This is a genomic window from Intestinibacter sp., from assembly GCF_034113885.1.
GTDB lineage: Bacteria > Bacillota > Clostridia > Peptostreptococcales > Peptostreptococcaceae > Intestinibacter.
Map to the genome: position 1 here is coordinate 19,209 of NZ_JAXEWM010000040.1, position 19,442 is coordinate 38,650.

At 29.4% G+C, this 19,442-nt stretch carries 20 protein-coding genes and 1 rRNA gene; 12 read left to right on the plus strand and 9 right to left on the minus strand.

Features of this window, described 5'->3' with window-relative positions; translation table 11 throughout:
• Window positions 1-29: 29 nt before the first annotated feature.
• The 9 genes from noc to rpmH all read right to left on the minus strand — a co-directional run bounded on the left by noc (window position 30) and on the right by rpmH (window position 7,544).
• Window positions 30-815, minus strand: coding sequence for a nucleoid occlusion protein (gene noc, locus SPD90_RS02630; protein WP_320626688.1), 786 nt, complete (start codon window positions 813-815; stop codon window positions 30-32).
• A 165-nt stretch (window positions 816-980) separates the two neighbouring features.
• On the minus strand, window positions 981-1,700 hold the full coding sequence (rsmG, locus tag SPD90_RS02635; protein ID WP_320626689.1) for a 16S rRNA (guanine(527)-N(7))-methyltransferase RsmG: 720 nt from the start codon (window positions 1,698-1,700) through the stop codon (window positions 981-983).
• Entirely contained in the window at window positions 1,693-3,588 is a 1,896-nt protein-coding gene (gene mnmG / locus SPD90_RS02640; RefSeq protein WP_320626692.1) for a tRNA uridine-5-carboxymethylaminomethyl(34) synthesis enzyme MnmG, read from the minus strand. The genes rsmG and mnmG overlap by 8 nt, the downstream gene beginning before the upstream one ends.
• A gap of 84 nt (window positions 3,589-3,672) precedes the next feature.
• Window positions 3,673-5,052, minus strand: coding sequence for a tRNA uridine-5-carboxymethylaminomethyl(34) synthesis GTPase MnmE (gene mnmE, locus SPD90_RS02645; protein WP_320626690.1), 1,380 nt, complete (start codon window positions 5,050-5,052; stop codon window positions 3,673-3,675).
• A gap of 253 nt (window positions 5,053-5,305) precedes the next feature.
• Window positions 5,306-5,947, minus strand: coding sequence for an RNA-binding cell elongation regulator Jag/EloR (jag, locus tag SPD90_RS02650; protein ID WP_320924221.1), 642 nt, complete (start codon window positions 5,945-5,947; stop codon window positions 5,306-5,308).
• Window positions 5,904-6,632, minus strand: coding sequence for a YidC/Oxa1 family membrane protein insertase (locus SPD90_RS02655; RefSeq protein WP_320924222.1), 729 nt, complete (start codon window positions 6,630-6,632; stop codon window positions 5,904-5,906). The genes jag and SPD90_RS02655 overlap by 44 nt, the downstream gene beginning before the upstream one ends.
• Before the next feature lie 22 nt (window positions 6,633-6,654).
• Entirely contained in the window at window positions 6,655-6,906 is a 252-nt protein-coding gene (gene yidD, locus SPD90_RS02660; RefSeq protein ID WP_320626815.1) for a membrane protein insertion efficiency factor YidD, read from the minus strand.
• Between the two features lie 63 nt (window positions 6,907-6,969).
• A complete protein-coding gene (gene rnpA / locus SPD90_RS02665) occupies window positions 6,970-7,314 on the minus strand; it encodes a ribonuclease P protein component (protein WP_320626816.1) in 345 nt (114 codons plus the stop codon).
• A gap of 95 nt (window positions 7,315-7,409) precedes the next feature.
• On the minus strand, window positions 7,410-7,544 hold the full coding sequence (rpmH, locus tag SPD90_RS02670) for a 50S ribosomal protein L34 (RefSeq protein ID WP_290687162.1): 135 nt from the start codon (window positions 7,542-7,544) through the stop codon (window positions 7,410-7,412).
• A 703-nt stretch (window positions 7,545-8,247) separates the two neighbouring features.
• Here rpmH and dnaA point away from each other — a divergent pair.
• The 12 genes from dnaA to rrf all read left to right on the plus strand — a co-directional run bounded on the left by dnaA (window position 8,248) and on the right by rrf (window position 19,422).
• Window positions 8,248-9,606: a chromosomal replication initiator protein DnaA gene (gene dnaA, locus SPD90_RS02675; RefSeq protein WP_320626817.1), complete on the plus strand. Its 1,359-nt coding sequence runs from the start codon at window positions 8,248-8,250 to the stop codon at window positions 9,604-9,606.
• Window positions 9,607-9,870: 264 nt separating this feature from the next.
• A complete protein-coding gene (gene dnaN / locus SPD90_RS02680; protein WP_320626818.1) occupies window positions 9,871-10,986 on the plus strand; it encodes a DNA polymerase III subunit beta in 1,116 nt (371 codons plus the stop codon).
• Between the two features lie 174 nt (window positions 10,987-11,160).
• Complete coding sequence (gene yaaA, locus SPD90_RS02685) at window positions 11,161-11,367, plus strand: S4 domain-containing protein YaaA (RefSeq protein ID WP_320626819.1); 207 nt, start codon at window positions 11,161-11,163, stop codon at window positions 11,365-11,367.
• A gap of 21 nt (window positions 11,368-11,388) precedes the next feature.
• Complete coding sequence (gene recF / locus SPD90_RS02690; RefSeq protein WP_320626820.1) at window positions 11,389-12,507, plus strand: DNA replication/repair protein RecF; 1,119 nt, start codon at window positions 11,389-11,391, stop codon at window positions 12,505-12,507.
• Window positions 12,508-14,409 (plus strand): DNA topoisomerase (ATP-hydrolyzing) subunit B, encoded by a 1,902-nt coding sequence (gene gyrB, locus SPD90_RS02695; RefSeq protein WP_320626821.1) that lies wholly within the window; start codon window positions 12,508-12,510, stop codon window positions 14,407-14,409. It abuts the gene before it with no gap.
• Window positions 14,410-14,427: 18 nt separating this feature from the next.
• Entirely contained in the window at window positions 14,428-16,857 is a 2,430-nt protein-coding gene (gyrA, locus tag SPD90_RS02700; RefSeq protein WP_320924223.1) for a DNA gyrase subunit A, read from the plus strand.
• A gap of 132 nt (window positions 16,858-16,989) precedes the next feature.
• Window positions 16,990-17,271 carry a YtxH domain-containing protein gene (locus SPD90_RS02705; RefSeq protein WP_320626823.1) on the plus strand — a complete coding sequence of 94 codons (282 nt, stop codon included), beginning with the start codon at window positions 16,990-16,992 and terminating at the stop codon, window positions 17,269-17,271.
• On the plus strand, window positions 17,271-17,528 hold the full coding sequence (locus SPD90_RS02710; protein WP_320626824.1) for a DUF948 domain-containing protein: 258 nt from the start codon (window positions 17,271-17,273) through the stop codon (window positions 17,526-17,528). Before SPD90_RS02705 ends, SPD90_RS02710 begins: the two co-directional genes overlap by 1 nt.
• A 24-nt stretch (window positions 17,529-17,552) precedes the next feature.
• Entirely contained in the window at window positions 17,553-17,870 is a 318-nt protein-coding gene (locus SPD90_RS02715; RefSeq protein ID WP_320626825.1) for an STAS domain-containing protein, read from the plus strand.
• 23 nt (window positions 17,871-17,893) lie between these two features.
• The gene (locus tag SPD90_RS02720; RefSeq protein WP_439756939.1) at window positions 17,894-18,280 is read left to right on the plus strand and encodes an ATP-binding protein; all 387 of its coding nucleotides are present in this window, start codon (window positions 17,894-17,896) and stop codon (window positions 18,278-18,280) included.
• On the plus strand, window positions 18,280-19,050 hold the full coding sequence (locus tag SPD90_RS02725; protein WP_320924224.1) for a SigB/SigF/SigG family RNA polymerase sigma factor: 771 nt from the start codon (window positions 18,280-18,282) through the stop codon (window positions 19,048-19,050). The genes SPD90_RS02720 and SPD90_RS02725 overlap by 1 nt, the downstream gene beginning before the upstream one ends.
• Before the next feature lie 255 nt (window positions 19,051-19,305).
• Window positions 19,306-19,422 (plus strand): 5S ribosomal RNA (gene rrf / locus SPD90_RS02730).
• Window positions 19,423-19,442 lie beyond the last annotated feature (20 nt).

Here is a 19,442-nt window from a genome sequence, read left to right on the forward strand (position 1 = left end):
TAAAAAAAAATTACTGCTGTGCAGTAATTCTATTTCTTAGGGATCTTTACAACTACTTCCATGTAATCTCCCTTATCTATTTCATTATATTTTGCTTCAATTCCTGTATTTATTATTGCATCATATGCTTGCTTTAATGTATTAAGATATATTCTTATACTCATAGAACATTTTATATTTTGTTTTTTCTCTGGATTATTTTCTAGCTCTATACTTTCTAAAATATCCTTTATAAGCTTCTCAGTCTTTTTAACTGTAAGCTCATTTTTAACAATTTTTGATATAACATCCTTCATTAATTCTTCATTCGGTAATTTAAGCAATGCTCTAGCATGTCTTTCTGTAAGCCCATTTTCTATCAGAGATTCCTTTATAGCTGTAGGCAGCTTTAATATTCTCAATTTATTAGCAATTGTAGATTGATTCTTGCCTAATTTTTGAGCTAATTGTTGTTGTGTAAAATTATGTTCTTTTATTAAATTTTCATACCCCAAAGCCTCTTCTATAAAGTTCAAATCTTCTCTTTGTAAATTTTCTAATAACGCTAATACAGCCGAAGTTTCATCAGACATATCGTACAATATAGCAGGTATAGTTTTTAAATTAGCCAATTTAGCAGCCCTTAATCGTCTTTCCCCCGCAACTAATTCGAATTTATCTTCTTTTTTTCTAACAGTAATAGGCTGTAATACTCCATAACTTTCAATTGAGTCTTTTAATTCTTCCAACGATTTTTCAGAAAATACTTTTCTTGGTTGATATGGATTTGGAGCTATCTCTTCAATCGGTATTTCTATAACTATTTTCTCTTCCATAACATACCTCTCTCATTCTATAACTATTTTTTATATACAAACTTATTTCCTTATTATGACTTTTTTTAACACTTTCTATCTCAATATTTCAACTTACTTTATGATATTATTCTTCATTTTACTATATAATCCTCTATATTTTTAATTATTACAAAAGATTATACTTTATTTTATAGGATTTTTTGAAACTTTCCCAGCTTTTCTAGGATATTTACTTGGAGTATTTTTAACTTTTTTAAATATTAATATATTGTGATTTAAGTCGATTTCTGGCAATTTTACATCTATTTTCTCAATATATTCAACACCTAATACTTCCATAGCCTTTTTAGATTCTTCTAATTCTAAATTAGCGTTAGGCCCCTTTAAGCATACAAAATATCCCCCAACCTTTATAAATGGAACACAAAATTCCATTAAAACAGGTAATCCTGCAACTGCTCTTGCTGTAGCAATATCAAATTTTTCTCGATAGTCTTCATTTTTTCCGAAGTCTTCAGCTCTTCCATGAATAAACTCTATATCGTCAATAGATAATTTAGATGCTACCTCTTGTAAAAAATTAATTCTTTTATTTAGAGAATCAAGTAATGTCACCTTTAATTCTGGTAGACAAATTCTAAGTGGCATCCCAGGAAATCCAGCTCCTGTTCCTACATCTATTAAAGACATTCCATTTTGGATATATCCTTTTGTAACAGCAGATATAGAATCTAAGAAGTGCTTTATAAACACTTCTTTTTCATCTTCTATACCTGTTAAATTCATCTTTTGATTCCATTCAACTAATAATTCTTTATACTCTTGAAAATCACTCAATACTTTTTCATTAGCTTCTAAACCAAAATCCTCTATACCATTTTTTAATATATCTATATTACTCATTACTTCCACCTCTAGTTCTTCTCATTTGTTCAAGGTAAATAAGTAATACAGATATATCAGCAGGTGAAACTCCAGATATTCTAGATGCTTGACCTATTGATAATGGTTTTATATTATTAAGCTTTTGTCTAGCTTCTATTCTAAGACCTTCGATAGTAGAGTAATCAATATCTTCTGATAGCTTTTTATTTTCTAGCTTTTTAAATTGATCTATTTGTTTCAATTGTTTATCTATATATCCTTCGTATTTAGACATTATCACACATTGCTCTTTTACGTCGTAAGGTACTTCTTCTGAAGCGCCTTTACCTATTTGTTCAATTAAATCATATGTTACTTCTGGTCTCTTTAAAAATTCATATAAAGACAAACCTACTTTTATTTCTGATGCACCCTTTTCAGTTAAATATTGATTTACTTCCTTTGGTGTAACTCTTTCTGTTTTTAATCTCTCTAATTCTGCTTCTACTAAAGCCTTTTTAGCTAAGAATCTATCATATCTTTCTTGAGTTGCAAGACCTAACTCGTATCCCTTTTCTGTAAGTCTCATATCTGCATTATCTTGTCTTAGATATAATCTATATTCTGCTCTAGATGTCATCATTCTATAAGGCTCATTAGTTCCCTTAGTTATTAAGTCGTCTATTAAAACTCCTATATAAGCTTCTGATCTATCTAGTATAAAAGGCTCTTTTCCTTGAATTTTTCTAACGGCATTTATACCAGCCATAAGACCTTGTGCTGCTGCTTCTTCGTAGCCTGATGTTCCGTTGAATTGTCCTGCACTAAATAGGTTTTCTGTTACCTTTATTTCAAGAGACGCTTTTAATTGTGTAGGATTTAAGCAATCGTACTCAATCGCATAAGCTGGTCTCATTATTTTACAATTTTCAAGACCCTTCATAGTTTTGTACATTTGAAGCTGTACTTCGTAAGGTAAACTTGTAGATATACCTTGGATATACATTTCCTTTGTATCTAAACCTTCTGGCTCTATAAATGTTTGATGTGATTCTTTATCGTTAAATCTCACAACCTTATCTTCTATAGATGGACAATATCTAGGACCTGTACTGTGAACTCTACCACTGTACATAGCTGATCTATTTATGTTGTCCATTATAACCTTGTGTGTTTCTAAATTAGTTCTAGCTAGATAACAAGGTACTTGATCTATGTTTAATTCTCCACTCATAAATGAGAAAGGTGTGATTTTTTCGTCGCCTTCTTGTATAACCATTTCAGAAAAATCTATACTATCTCTGTGAATTCTAGCTGGGGTACCAGTTTTGAATCTTCTCATATCTAAACCTAATTCAACTAATTTATTAGTCAATTGATCTGCATATCCTAGCCCATTAGGTCCTTCATGTAGAGTTACCTCTCCAACATAAATCAATGAATTTAAATAAACACCTGTTGCTAATATAACTGCTTTTGAGTGATATTTACATCCTAATTTAGTTACAACACCTTTTATTACTTGTCCATCATTTATTAAATCTATAACCTCATCCATAACTATTTCAAGATTTGGTTCATTTTCTAATGTTTTTTTCATCTCTGTATGATATTTAAATTTATCTGCTTGTGCTCTTAGAGAATGTACCGCTGGACCTTTTGCAGTATTTAACATTCTACTTTGTATAAAGGTTTTATCTATGTTAACTCCCATTTCTCCGCCTAAAGCATCTATTTCTCTGACTAATTGCCCCTTTCCTGTTCCACCGATTGATGGATTACAAGGCATCATACCTATCGAATCAAGCGTCAATGTAACCATTAATGTTTTACATCCCATTCTAGCTGTAGCTAAAGCTGCTTCACATCCTGCATGGCCTGCACCGACAACTATTACGTCGTAATTTCCTGCATCAAATGTTATCATCATTTCTCCTTTCTCAAAATGTTTCTCGTGAAACATTTTTGTATCTTTTTATATTAAAATAGTTGTTTACGTATTTAAAATTTATTATTTTCCTATACAGAAGTTACTAAAGATCGTATCTAGTAAATCTTCTTGTACTGTATCTCCATTTATATATCCTAGATAGTCCCATATATTTTTGAAATCAACTTCTATAAAATCATATGGCAATCTTTGCATTATTCCATCTATAGCATCATTTATAGAATTATAAGCTTTATATAATGCATCTTTATGTCTTGAATTTGTTATAACAAGACTTGACGAGCTCTTGACATCTCCTGTAAATACCATTGCTTCTATTTTATCATGTATTTGTTCAATTCCTTCATTTTTAAGTGCTGAAATTTTTATTATATTTTCTTTTCCTACGAATTTTTCAATTTCAGATTCGTCTATTACTTGTTCTAAGTCGATTTTGTTTAATAAAACTATAGTCTTTTTACTTTGTGCACTTTGTAGTATTTCTAAATCTTCATCAGATAATTGTTTTGATGAATCTAAAACTATTATAACTAAATCTGCAGATTCAATAGATTCCTTAGATTTTTGTACACCTATTTTTTCGACTATATCTTCAGTTTCTCTTATACCTGCTGTATCTACTATCTTTAGAGGTATGCCCTTGATATTTACAAACTCCTCTATAACGTCTCTTGTAGTTCCAGGAATTTCTGTTACTATAGCTCTGTTTTCTCCTAATATAGAGTTTAATAGAGAAGATTTACCCACATTTGGTTTACCGATTATTACAGTTTTCAATCCATCTCTAAGTATTTTTCCGCTCTCTGCTGAGTCATATAATTTTTTGATTTCAGCTCTCAATTCTAAAGATTTTTCTTCTATTTCCTTGTAAGTCACATCTTCTACATCTTCATCTGAAAAGTCAATAGATACTTCTAATTGTGCCAAAACTTCTGTAACCTTATTTCTAAGCTCTCTTATTTTTTTAGCTAGAGAACCTTCTAGTTGGCTTTGAGCTACCTCTTGAGCTTTATCAGTTTTAGATTTTATTACATCTATTACTGCTTCTGCTTGAGATAAATCTATTCTTCCATTTAAAAATGCTCTCTTAGTAAATTCACCAGCTTCTGCTAGTCTAACATCCTTAGTTAATATTAGTTCTAATATTTTTTTAACTGAAATAAATCCACCGTGACAATTTATTTCAATTACATCTTCACCTGTATATGAATGTGGTCCCTTCATATATGCCACTAAAACTTCATCTATTCTCTTTTCACCATCAAAAATATCTCCATATATTAATGATCTTAAATTGTATTCACTGATTTTTTTACCAGATACAGATTTAAATATTTCTTCTGCAACTTGTAATGAATTACTTCCACTTATTCTTATTATTCCTATTCCACCTTCTCCAGGAGCTGTGGCAATAGCTGCTATTGTATCATCTATAAACAAAGTTATCACCTCTTTAATTTTAATTTATCCCCATATATTGTAGATAAACTGTTAATAAGTATTTATTAGCAGTTTATACCTAATTTACAAATTTTATAAATATTTATTTAAAATATTTTTATATTATACTATATATAATCGAAATACAATGCTAGTAAATATTAGATTACCAATTTTATAAATTATTCATAACTCTAATTTTATTAAATAAATCTTAAAAAGAAAACCCCCTATATTTTAGGAGGTTTTCAAATTATCTCTTGTACTCAATTACTAATCTTCTATATGGATCTGTTCCTTCGCTGTAAGTAATTACATACTTGTCGTTTTGAAGGGCTGAATGAACTATTCTTCTTTCGTATGGATTCATATAATCTAACTTTTTAGTTTTTCTTGTTTTAGCCACTTCTCTAGCTACCTTATTAGCATATCTAATTAAAGATTCTTCTCTTTTCTCTCTATAATTTTCTATGTCTACTAATACTCTAAAGTGGGAATCTTTATTTATCTTATTAAGAGCTAAACCAGTTAAAAATTGAACAGCATCTAAAGTTTCGCCACGTCTTCCTATTAAACATGTAGCTTCTTTTCCTTCGATATTAATCTTTATTAAATTATCTTCTTGAGTAGCTATTACATTTGCATTTATCTTTGCATTATGTAACATTGTTTCTATAAACTCTTTTGCTATATCAATTTCCTTTTCTATTAAAGTTATTTTATAAAGACCATCTTTAGCCCCTATAAATCCTAGAAAACCTTTATTAGGCGTTTCAATAACTTCGATTTCTATATCTGTCTTATCTACATTTAGTTGTTCAATAGCTTTTTGTATTGCTTCTTCTTCAGATTTACTTCTTATTTCCAGACTTTTTATTTTTGTTTGATTTTTCATCTTTAACTACTTCCTCCTTAGAGTTAGCCATCTTAGCTTTTAAAGGACTTGTTACTAAATAATATTGTGCTATCGAGAAAATATTACTCATTGTCCAATAAAGTGCAAGACCTGCCTCATACATATATCCCCAATAGAATGACATAAGTGTCATCATTATAGTCATAGATTGCATCATTTTAGCTTGAGATTCATCGGCTACAGTCATAGATTTTTGCATGAAATAAGCACTGACACCTGATAATATACCTAAACTTATATTATGAGTTTGTGATACACTTGCAATCCATAAAAAACCGTGGTCTGCTGCTAAATATGCAGCCTTTGAAGCAAATACACCATGTGCAACTGGATCTCTTAATAATGCAAATAACCCCATTAATATTGGTAATTGTATAAGCATTGGCAAACATCCTGCCATTGGATTTATTTTAGCATCCTTGTAAAGCTTCATTAATTCTTCTTGTTGCTTTTCTGGCTTATTCTTATATTTTTCTTGAATTTCTAACATTTTAGGCTGTATATCCTGCATAGCCTTTGTAGATTTTAGCTGTTTAACCATTAATGGTAATAAACACAATCTAACTATTATAGTAAATACAACAATTGACCAGCCATAGTCTCCTACTATATTTACTATGAAGCTAAGTATAAAACCTAAAACATCACCTATTGCGTTTAACAATATCGTATACCTCCTGAAATATTTATTTTAGAGGATCATAGCCCCCCGGGTGAAATGGATGACATTTAAGTATTCTTTTTATGCTCAAAAACATACCCTTTATCAATCCATATTTTTTAAATGCTTCTATTGCATACTGAGAGCACGTTGGATAAAATCTACAAGTAGGTCCTTTCAATGGAGATATATATTTTTGATAAAATCTTATTAAGTAAATACATACTTTCGATAAATAAACGTTTATTTCCTTCATTATACAAACTATTTTATTCAATAAATTCGAACCTCCATAATTAGAATTCAATAAATTCGAACCTCCATAATTAGAAACAATTATCTATTTAAATAATTTAAATTTATTTACAAGATGTTTCATAGATTTATTAATTTCATTATATTGCACATCACTTATTGCAACTCTAGCAATAAAAACTATATCGTATCCAGATTTTATTTTTCCGTCAACATCTAACCTATATGATTCTCTTATTCTTCTTTTAACCTTATTGCGAACAATAGCCTTTCCTACTTTTTTAGAAACTGATATGCCCACTCGATTATATTCTAAATTGTTTCGCATTATATACATTACTAAGTATCTATTTGCAAAAGATTTACCGTGTTTATAAACTCTTCTAAAATCAGAGTCATTTCTTAAACGTTCAGTTTCATTAAAATACATCTTGGTTAATCCTCCATAAACACAGCTTCATTTTTTAATTTTAAATAAAAAAAATTACGCAAAAAGGCCACTTGTCTAAGCGGCCTTTTTTTAAATTAATGAGTTAATCTATTTCTTCCTTTAGATCTTCTTCTTTTTAACACGTTTCTACCATTAGCAGTTTTCATTCTTTTTCTAAATCCGTGTTCTTTTTTTCTTTGTCTTTTTTTTGGCTGATAAGTTCTTTTCATTCTTTGCACCGCCTTTCAAATTTTTTTCCATTTATAAAAATAATAATTTTACTTTCAAAGTAAACATAACACATATTATTATAAATCCTTTTAATCAGCTTGTCAACGAGTTTTTGAGCATATAACATATTAAGATCGCTAAATTTTCTATTCATTTTTATTAACATTATTCACAATTTTATCCACTATAATACAAAATTTTTAGTTATAATTATCTTATATTTTATACCAATTTTCTTGGTAACTGTTTATAACTTTTTCAAGTTGTGTATATATTATTTTTTTTAGTAAAAAATAGCAATTCACAGTATGTTAATTAAATTATCCACAGCTATGTTAATAATGTGGATAATTTAGTCGTATTATCTTGTAATTTGGAAAAATTTCTGATATTATTAATATACCTGTTAATAATGTGGATAAAGTTATTCAGTAATTCATATCTTGTTGATATCTATGTGTATAAGTTTTATTTTTTTTGACAATATTGTAAATATTCGTTGAAATTATCACATTTAATATTCTGAATAACTTTATCCACAGCATGTTGATATTTTTTTATTTTGAATATATATACACACATTATCCACAAGTTATCCACTACTTGTTGTTAATATCTATATTAGAAAACTAACTACCGTATTTTTTCACATTTCTGTGGATATATCTGTGGAAAACAAATAATTTGTTGGAGGTTTAAAATATGGACATCGTTTCATTATGGAAAAAAACATTGCAACTTATAAAAGGTGAAGTCGCTTCAGCTAGCTTTGAAACTTTCTTCAAAAACACTGTACCAATTGAAACAAATTCAAATGAGTTAACTCTTTTAGCTCCAAACGAATTTGCAGAAGATATTTTAAGAACTAGATATCTACATTTGATAGAGAGTTGTTTAAGCCAATTATCTTCGAATAAATTTGAAATAAAAATAATTTCTGATAGCAGCGAAGTTGAACAAAATCCTTTAAAAACTTCAAATAGTAATACTAATAAAAGCAATAATAGTAATACTAATAATATTATTAAAAATTATCCTCGCTTAAATCCTAAATACACGTTTGATACATTTGTAATAGGTAATAGCAATAGATTTGCTCATGCAGCATGTGTAGCAGTCGCTGAATCACCAGCAAAAGCATACAACCCATTATTTTTATATGGTGGAGTTGGTCTAGGAAAAACTCACTTGATGCATGCAATAGGGCATCAAATTATAAAAGAACAAAATGATGCTAAGGTCGTTTATGTTTCATCAGAAAAATTTACAAACGAACTTATAAATTCAATAAAAAGCGATAAAAACGAGGAGTTCAGGAACAAATATAGAAATGTTGATATACTACTTATCGACGATATTCAATTTATAGCTGGAAAAGAGGGAACACAAGAAGAATTTTTCCATACTTTCAATGCATTACATGAAGCCAATAAGCAAATAATTATTTCTAGTGATAGACCTCCAAAAGAGATTCCTACTCTAGAAGACAGATTAAGATCACGTTTCGAAATGGGATTAATTGCTGACATTCAGCCACCTGATTTCGAGACAAGAATAGCTATATTAAAAACAAAAGCTCAAATTGAAAATATAGATGTTCCAAATGAAGTAATGAACTACATAGCTACATATATAAAATCAAACATAAGAGAACTAGAGGGAGCATTAACTAGAGTTGTAGCTTATTCATCGCTTATCAACAAGGCTATATCTTACGACTTAGCTGTAGAAGCCTTAAAAGATATAGTTACTACTTCAGAAAGCCAAGAAATATCTGTTAATAGAATAAAAGAAAAAGTATCTACAGTATTTGGAATAAAAATGGATGACTTTAATTCTAAAAAAAGAACTAGAGCTATAGCTTATCCACGCCAAATAGCAATGTACTTAAGTAGAGAGCTTACTGATTTATCATTACCTAAAATAGGAAACGAATTTGGAGGGAGAGATCATACTACAGTTATTCATGCTCATGATAAAATATCTAAAGATCTTGAACTTGAGAAAAATATTGAATTAAAGGAAAAAATAGACAAAATAATAATGGATTTAAAAGGTTAAGTTATTCACAGTTGTGTTGTTAATTTCTGTGGATAAGCTGTGGATATATGTGAATACAATTTTTAGCAAAAAAGTTATCCATATTTTCTCCACATAGTTATCCATAGGTTTTTGCATAGTTATCCACATTTTATACACATGCTCTAACCGTTGGTATTATTAATACAGAAGTATTTATACACATTATCAACAACACCTACTACTATTACTACTATCATTATTATTAATTATTTTATTAAAAAAGCAACAAGGAGGTTATCCACATTGAAGATAATTTGTAACCAAAAATTACTAGCCAATAAAATAGGAATTGTACAAAAAGCTATTAACTCAAAAACAACTTTAGATTTATTAAAAGGCGTTTTAATAGTTACTAAACAAGATGAAATAGTTTTAAAAGGATATGATTTAGAGATAGGAATAGAAACTCATGTTTCAGCAGAAGTTATGGAACAAGGAAGTATAGTAATAAATTCAAAATTATTTGGTGATATAATCAGAAAGTTACCAGACTCATTTGTAGAAATAGAAACAGATGAGGATAACAATGTTTATATAAATTGTTTAAACTCAAAATTCAAAATAAAAGGAGATTCTGCAAAAGAATATCCACAAATTCCAGATGTAAATGAGGATAACTTATATAGTATTCCTCAAGATGTACTAAAAAGCATGATAAAACAAACAGTTTTTGCTACATCACAAGACCAAACTAAGCCAATACTTATGGGAGAGCTTTTAGAAATAGATAATGAAGACATAAATTTAGTTGCGATAGATGGTTATAGACTTGCAGTTAGAACTTGTAAAGTGGATAACTTAAATCAAGGAGATACTAAAGCTAAGGTAATTATCCCCGGAAAAACACTAACAGATGTGAATAGTTTATTATCATCAGAAGAAGATGTAAAGGTCGGATTTAATGAAAAAAATGCTATCTTCATAATTGATGAAACAAAAATAGTCACAAGACTTTTAGATGGAGAGTTTATAGATTACAAAAAGTTATGCCCAAGAGAGTATAATTCAAAAATAAAATTAAAAACTAAAGATTTGTTAAACAGTATAGAAAGAGCTTCATTACTTTCTCAATCAGAGCTTAACAATCTTATAAAATTATCTATAAGAGATTCGATGATGGCAATAACTTCCAACAATGAAAAAGGAAATGTATATGAAGAAGTAGCATTGTCATTAGAGGGAGACTATTTAGATATAGCATTTAACTCAAGATATTTACTAGAAGGTTTAAAAAATATAGATTGCGAAGAAATATATATGGAATTTACAACTAACGTAAATCCATGTATAATGAAACCTGCTGATGGAACAAGATACATATATCTACTTTTACCAGTAAGAATATCTTCAAATAATTAATCCACCAAATAATCCACAATATTATTAACAATTGTTGATAATATTGTTAATATATTACAGAAAAGGAATGCATAAAAAACCTGTGCTAAAAATAAATAGTACGGGTTTTTTTTAGTTATGATATAATAAATTATTAGGTTAATATTAAATATTGCATTTGGAGGGTGGTTAATTATGCTTGAAATCAAGATAGAATCAGAGTATATAAAGTTAGATCAGTTTTTAAAGCTTGCTGATATAGCTTCAACAGGTGGACACGCAAAATACCTTATACAAGAGGGTGTTGTCAAAGTAAATGGTGAAGTTGAAACTAGAAGAGGTAAAAAATTAATATCTGGGGATATTGTTGAGGTAGAAGGAGATCAAATAAAAGTAATTTAATACTTTTAAGGAGAAACTTTTATGCGATTAAATAGCTTACAACTAATAAATTTTAGAAATTACGATAATTTACATTTAAATTTTGAAAAAAATATAAATCTACTCGTTGGAAAGAATGGCCAAGGAAAAACTAATATTGTAGAAGCTATATATATGTTATCGTTTGGAAAATCATTTAGAACTAACAAAGACAGAGAAATTATAAAATTCGGATGTGAAAATTTATATATTGGTGGAAATTATTTAAAAAATTCTTCAACAGGTTTAATAGAAGTTGCAATTGGCAAGAATAATAAAAAGGGAATAAAAGTTAATAAAATCCATATTCATAAAATTCAAGAATTACTAGGTAACTTAAACGTTGTTATTTTCTCTCCTGAGGACTTAAAGCTTGTAAAGGACGGGCCGCGAGAAAGAAGAGCGTTTATTGACAAAGAAATTAGCCAGATCATGCCTAAATATTATAATTATTTGATTAATTATAACAAAATATTGATTCAAAGAAACAAAACTTTAAAAAATAAAATAGTTGATGCTAATTTACTATCTGTGTATGATGAGAGCTTGGCTAATTATGGTGCCTATATTTATATATTGAGAAGGGATTTTATAAAGAAAATTTCAAAGATATCTAGCAATATGCACAAGAAATTAACAGGAAACAATGAGGAATTGTTGATAACTTATAAGAATCAGATAAACTTATCTGATGATGATACTGTGGAAAATGCTAGAAAGAAGCTTCTAAAAAGGCTTGAAGAAAACCGAGAACACGATATAGAAACTAGGACGACTAAGTACGGAATTCACAAGGACGATCTCAACATTTTCATAAATGATTTAGATGTCAAGCTGTACGGTTCCCAAGGACAGCAGAGAACAGTGTCTATTTCACTAAAATTATCAGAGATAGAGCTTATAAAACAAGAGGTGAACGAAAATCCAGTTTTAATCTTAGATGATGTTTTTAGTGAGTTAGACGAGACAAGACAAAAATTATTAGTTAAAAACTTAGGTGATGTTCAGATGTTCATAACGAGTGCAGAATTAGCTCATAAAAGAATTTTTAATGAGAGTGATACATCAATTTTTTATATAGATAAAGGAAAAGTTATAAATATGGAAGATGGAGGTAATTAGATGAAACAAGAATATGGTGCAAATCAGATTCAAGTACTAGAGGGCTTAGAAGCAGTTAGATTAAGACCTGGTATGTACATTGGATCTACGGGACCTAGAGGATTACACCACTTAGTGTATGAAATTGTGGATAACAGTATAGACGAAGCATTGCAAGGATACTGTGACAGAATATATGTGTGTATTAATGAGGATGGTAGTGTATTAACTAAAGACGACGGTAGAGGAATTCCAGTTGAAACTCATCCAAAAACAGGAAAATCTACACTTGAAACAGTACTTACAATACTACATGCCGGTGGTAAATTTGGAGGCGGAGGATACAAGGTATCTGGTGGTCTTCACGGTGTTGGTATATCTGTTGTTAATGGGCTTTCAGAATGGTTAGTTGCGGAAGTGTACAGAAATGGAAAAATATACAGACAAAGCTATAAAAAAGGTATAACAGATTCAGAATTAGAAATAGTAGGTGAATCTACACATACAGGAACAATAATCAACTTTATGCCAGATGCTACAATATTCGACGATATAGTTTTTGATTACAGCGTATTAGAAACTAGATTAAGAGAGCTAGCATTCTTAAATAAGGGCGTAAGAATAATATTTGAAGATAAAAGACCAGGACAAGAACAGAAGAAAGAATTCTTATACAATGGAGGTATAAGAGAATTTGTTGAGTATTTAAACAGAACAAAAACACCTATACATGAAAATGTAGTTTACATAGATAAAAAAATACAAGACTGCATGATTGAAATAGCTATCCAATACACAGATGGATATTCTGAAAATATATTATCTTTTGCTAATAATATAGATACCCAAGAAGGTGGGACTCACTTAGCTGGATTTAAAACTGCGTTAACTAAAACAGTAAATGAGTACGCTAAAAGAAATAAATTAATAAAAGAAAATGAATCAAACCTATCAGGTGAAGATATAAGAGAAGGTCTTACAGCTGTTGTATCAGTTAAATTACCAGATCCTCAATTTGAAGGACAAACTAAAACTAAATTAGGTAACACTAAAATGAGAAGTATAGTTGATTCAGTAACAGTTGAAGAGTTAGGAGCATTCTTAGAAGAAAATCCACAGACTGCAAGGGTAATTGTGGATAAAGCATTGAGAGCACAAAGAGCTAGAGAAGCAGCTAAGAGAGCTAGAGAATTGACAAGAAGAAAAACAGTACTAGAAAGTACATCATTGCCTGGAAAATTAGCAGACTGTGCTGAGAAAGATCCTGCTAAGAGTGAAATATTCTTAGTCGAAGGGGATTCTGCCGGTGGTTCAGCTAAGCAAGGTAGAGATAGATATACACAAGCTATATTACCACTTAGAGGAAAAATACTTAATGTGGAAAAGGCTAGATTGGATAGAATTTTATCATCAGACGAAATCAAAAATATGATAACTGCATATGGATGTGGTGTCGGGAACGATTTTAATCTAGAAAAAGCTAGATATCACAAAATAATAATAATGACCGATGCAGACGTCGATGGTGCCCACATTAGAACTTTATTATTAACATTCTTCTTTAGATATATGAGACCACTTATAGACAATGGTTATGTTTATATAGCACAACCACCGCTATTTAAAGTTAAAAAACAAAAGAAAGAATACTATGTTTATTCAGATAAAGAATTAGAAATTTTATTAGAAGAGATAGGCAAAAATGGAATCGAGCTTCAAAGATACAAAGGTCTTGGAGAAATGAATCCAGAACAATTATGGGAAACAACAATGAACCCAGAAACAAGAACTCTACTTCAAGTAACAATAGACGATGCTGCAGAAGCTGATATGATATTCTCTATGTTAATGGGAGACAAAGTTGGACCTAGAAAAGACTTCATAGAACAAAATGCACAATTTGTTAAAAACCTAGACATTTAATGAGAAAGGAGAATGGACATGGAAGAAAATAATAAAATAATTCCTGCAGAGATTTCGAAGGAAATGAAAAATTCATATATAGATTATGCCATGAGTGTTATAGCCGGTAGAGCACTTCCTGATGTTAGAGATGGTTTAAAGCCTGTACACAGAAGAATACTTTATTCAATGAATGAATTAAATTTAACACCAGATAAGCCATATAGAAAGTCAGCACGTATAGTTGGGGACGTTTTAGGGAAGTACCATCCACATGGTGATACAGCAGTATATTTAGCTATGGTAAGAATGGCACAAGACTTCTCAACAAGAGCTCTTTTAGTTGATGGTCATGGTAACTTCGGTTCTGTAGACGGCGATTCACCAGCAGCAATGCGTTATACAGAAGCCAAAATGAGTAAATTATCTCTAGAATTATTAAGAGATATAGATAAAGAAACAGTAGATTTTGGACCAAACTTCGATGAATCTTTAAAAGAACCTACTGTATTGCCAGCTAGATTCCCAAATTTATTGGTAAATGGATCTAATGGTATAGCTGTAGGTATGGCGACTTCTATACCACCACATAATTTAGGTGAAGTTATAGATGCTACTGTTCATCTAATTGATAATCCAGATTGCTTTGTAGAAGAATTAATGGATTATATTAAAGGTCCAGATTTCCCAACGGGTGCAATAATAATGGGAAAAGACAGTATAACAGAAGCCTACAAAACAGGTAGAGGAAAGGTAAAGGTTAGATCTAAAGCTGAAATAGAAGAGCTTCCTAAAGGAAAACAGCAAATAGTAGTTACAGAAATTCCTTACCAAGTTAACAAGGCTAAGTTAGTCGAAAGAATAGCTGAATTAGTTAAAGATAAAAAGGTAGAGGGAATATCCGATTTAAGAGATGAAAGTAACAGAAATGGTATGAGAATTGTTATAGAACTAAAAAGAGATGTAAATGCCAATATAGTATTAAATAACTTATACAAACATTCTCAACTTGAAGATACATTTAGTATAATAATGCTTTCTCTTGTAAATGGTGTTCCAAGAATACTAAACTTAAAACAAATATTATATTACTATGTAGAACATCAAAAGGACGTAGTAACAAGAAGAACTAAATTTGAATTAAATAAAGCTCAAGCTAGAGCTCATATATTAGAAGGTTTAAGAATAGCCTTAGATTATATAGATGAAGTTATAAATTTAATTAGATCTTCTGCAAATACACAAATTGCTAAGACTGGATTAATGGATAAATTCAAACTAAGTGAAGTCCAAGCTCAAGCAATACTAGATATGAGACTTCAAAAGTTAACAGGTCTAGAAAGAGAAAAGGTAGAAGCTGAATACAACGAATTAATGAAAAAGATAGAGTATTTAGAATCAATACTTGCAGATGAACACTTATTATTAGGCGTTATAAAAGACGAAATCTTAGAAATTAAAAAGAAATATGCAGACGAAAGAAGAACAGAAATAAGACATGCTGAAGGCGAAATAGATATAAGAGACTTAATAGATGACGAAGAAATCACTATAACATTGACTCACTTCGGATATATTAAGAGATTACCTTTAGATACTTATAAGAGCCAAAGAAGAGGTGGAAGAGGTATTTCAGCTCTTACAATTAGAGAAGAGGATTTCGTAAAACATTTAATAACTACGAGAACACATAACAAGCTATTATTCTTTACTAATAGAGGTAGAGTGTTTAAGTTAGATGCGTATGAAGTTCCAGAAGGTAAGAGACAAGCAAAAGGAACAGCTATAGTTAACTTACTTCAATTAGGACCTAATGAAAAGATAGCTACACTTATTGATGTTGATACACAAGCAAATGACGATACATATTTATTACTATCAACTAAAAAAGGTATAGTTAAGAAAACAAAGAGATCAGAATTTAAAAATATTAATAAATCAGGATTAATAGCTATAGGTTTAAGAGATGACGATGAATTAATAGATGTAAAAATTACTAATGGAGATAAAGAAGTATTATTAGTAACATCAGATGGTATGTCTATTAGATTTAGTGAAAAAGATATAAGACCTATGGGTAGAACAGCAATGGGAGTTAAAGGTATAACTCTATCAGATGACGACAAGGTTGTTTCTATGAATTTATGTGATGAAGGAACTGATTTATTAGTTGTAAGCCAAAATGGTTTCGGAAAAAGAACTGAAATAGAAGAGTACAGAAGTCAAATAAGAGCAGGAAAAGGAATAAAAACTTATAATATGTCAGATAAGACTGGAAAAATAGTCGGAGCAACAATGGTCAACAACGAAGATGAATTGATGCTTATAAATTCTGATGGAGTTCTTATTAGATTGAGAGTTGACGATATATCTGTATTTGGAAGAGTAACTAGTGGAGTTAAGCTTATGAAGACAGATGATGAAGTAGATGTAGTTTCAATCGCAAAAATAAATGCAGAAGAAGAATAGGTATTAACCTATTCTTTTTCAGTATTATTACAGTTTTTTGGAAAAGATTTTTTATTTTGAATAAATAATATATAATCAATACAAAATGTAATATATAATATAAATATATTAACTTGAAAGGAGCTATGTAATATGAGTAAAAAAAGAGGAAAAGTATTAACGTTAGGAGTAATAATAGGATTCTTTATGGGAATATTTTTAGCACCTAAAAAGGGCAGCGAATTAAGAGAAGATGCCAAGAAAAAAATAGATACTATAAAAGAAAATCCAAAAGATGTTCTACATGAAACTTTTGAAGAAGTTAAAGAAAAAGTATCTGAAATAAAAGATGATTTAGCACAAGAAAAAATAGAAATAGAAGAAGAGGATATAGTAGTTAGTAGAACTTTTGATGAAGAAGGAGAGAATAAATAATGAATGCAATTGGGTGGCAAATAGGGGCTGTTTTATTTGGAGTAGCGATATTAATAATTGCTATATATATAGCTAAAATGTTAAATTCAACTACAAAGACAATAGAAAGAGTTAATAAAATAATTGATTACAACGAAAAAAATATAAGTGAAATAATAGATAATGCAGCTGAGATAACATCAGATGTAAGAAGTATATTAGATATAGTTGAGAAAATAACAGGATTTTTTAAAGTTTTAAGAGTTTTTAAAAAATAATGGAAGTAATTAGGAGGTTTATAAATGTCTATTGATATAAATTTAAAAAATGAGCTTGATGCTGATTTTTGGGAGGTTTTTGTAAATGGTGAATTAGATGTATCCACAGCGGATCAATTTAAAGAGTATTTACACAAATTAATTGACAAAGATATAAAAAACATAAGATTTGATTTGAGTAATTTAGATTATATAGATTCAACTGGATTAGGTGTTATGATAGGAGTTTTAAAAAGAATAAAAATTGAAAATAAAGAAATATACATAAAATCACCTAAAGACAATGTTAAAAAGATTTTTTCTATAACAGGATTAGACAAAATATTTAAAATGGAGGGATAGAATTGAATTTTGAGATTATAAAAATGGAAATTGCTTCTAACCCACAATATGTAAGCGTTGTAAGATTAACGACATCAGGAATAGCAAACAAAATGGGGTTTTGCTTAGATGATATAGAAGATATTAAGGTAGCTGTTTCTGAAGCTTGTACAAATGCAATAAAGCATAGTTCAGATAATAAGTTTTATGTGGAATATACAATATTTGAAAATGGTTTAACTATAGAAATAATAGATAATGGAAAGGGATATAATGTTGATTCTGTTGATAAACCTAATTTAAATGAGCCTAAAGAAAGTGGGTTGGGCTTGTTCATAATAGAAAGCTTAATGGATGATGTAATGATAAAATCTGATGTAGATAGTGGTACTACTATAAAAATGACAAAATATTTAGGAGTTGATAATTAATGAAGCATATATCATCTGTTACCAATTATCTAGATATGGACAATAAAGAGCTTTTTTATATTTATAGTAAGGATAAAAGTAATAAAGAAATCAGAGATATTTTAGTAGAGAAAAATCTTTATTTAGTCAACATTCTTGCTAAAAAGTATGTTAATAAAGGAGTGGAATTTGAGGATTTATATCAAGTTGGATCTTTGGCGCTTATTTATGCAGTGGAGCGCTATGATATGTCAAAAGGATATGAATTTTCCAGTTTTGCTACACCTACTATAATAGGTGAAATTAAGAAATATTTTAGAGATAAAGTTTGGACAATGAGAGTTCCAAGAAGAATTCAGGAATTAAACAAAAAAGTAAACGAAGCAAAACTTATATTAGAACAAAAAAATAAGAAAAAACCTAAGGTAAAAGATATTGCTGATTTTATAGGGTACAAGGAAGAGGAAGTATTAGAAGCATTAGAAGCATCATATGGGTATCAACCAGTTTCCCTAGATACTCCTGTGAATAGTGATTCAGAAGATTCAGAGATAACTTTGATAGATAGACTAGGAGAGCATGAAAATAGTTTTGTTAATATAGAATATAAAGATTTTGTGGATAAATTTGTGGGTAAATTGAATGAATTAGAGGTTAAAATATTTAAGGGAAGATTTTTTGAAGAAAAAACTCAATCATCTCTAGCAAAAGAATTAGATATATCTCAAATGACTATTTCTAGAATCGAGCGAAAGATAGTAGAGAAATTAAGAAAAGAATATGAAAAGTAAGACTAGTAATAAGATAGATGACATAATATAGATTTAATGAGCAAAAATTATTTAGATGAAGAAGGTGTATTGTTAGAAATGCTACCTTCTTTTATTTTTATGTTATAATATAGATATTACTGTATTGTATTTAAGTTAAATATATATTATGACAATAAAAAACAAAAAAATATAAAAAAAGTATTGACATTGAAAATATGAGATGGTATTATTATACTTGTACTGATTGAGCAGTACAAAATAAATGAAAAATAATCTAGTTATTATAGCAGAGAGGATACACCTGTTCCCATTCCGAACACAGAAGTTAAGCTCTTTAGCGCCGATGGTACTTGGTGGGTGACCGCCTGGGAGAGTAGGACGTAGCTAGGTGGTATGCCGAAGTGGCGGAA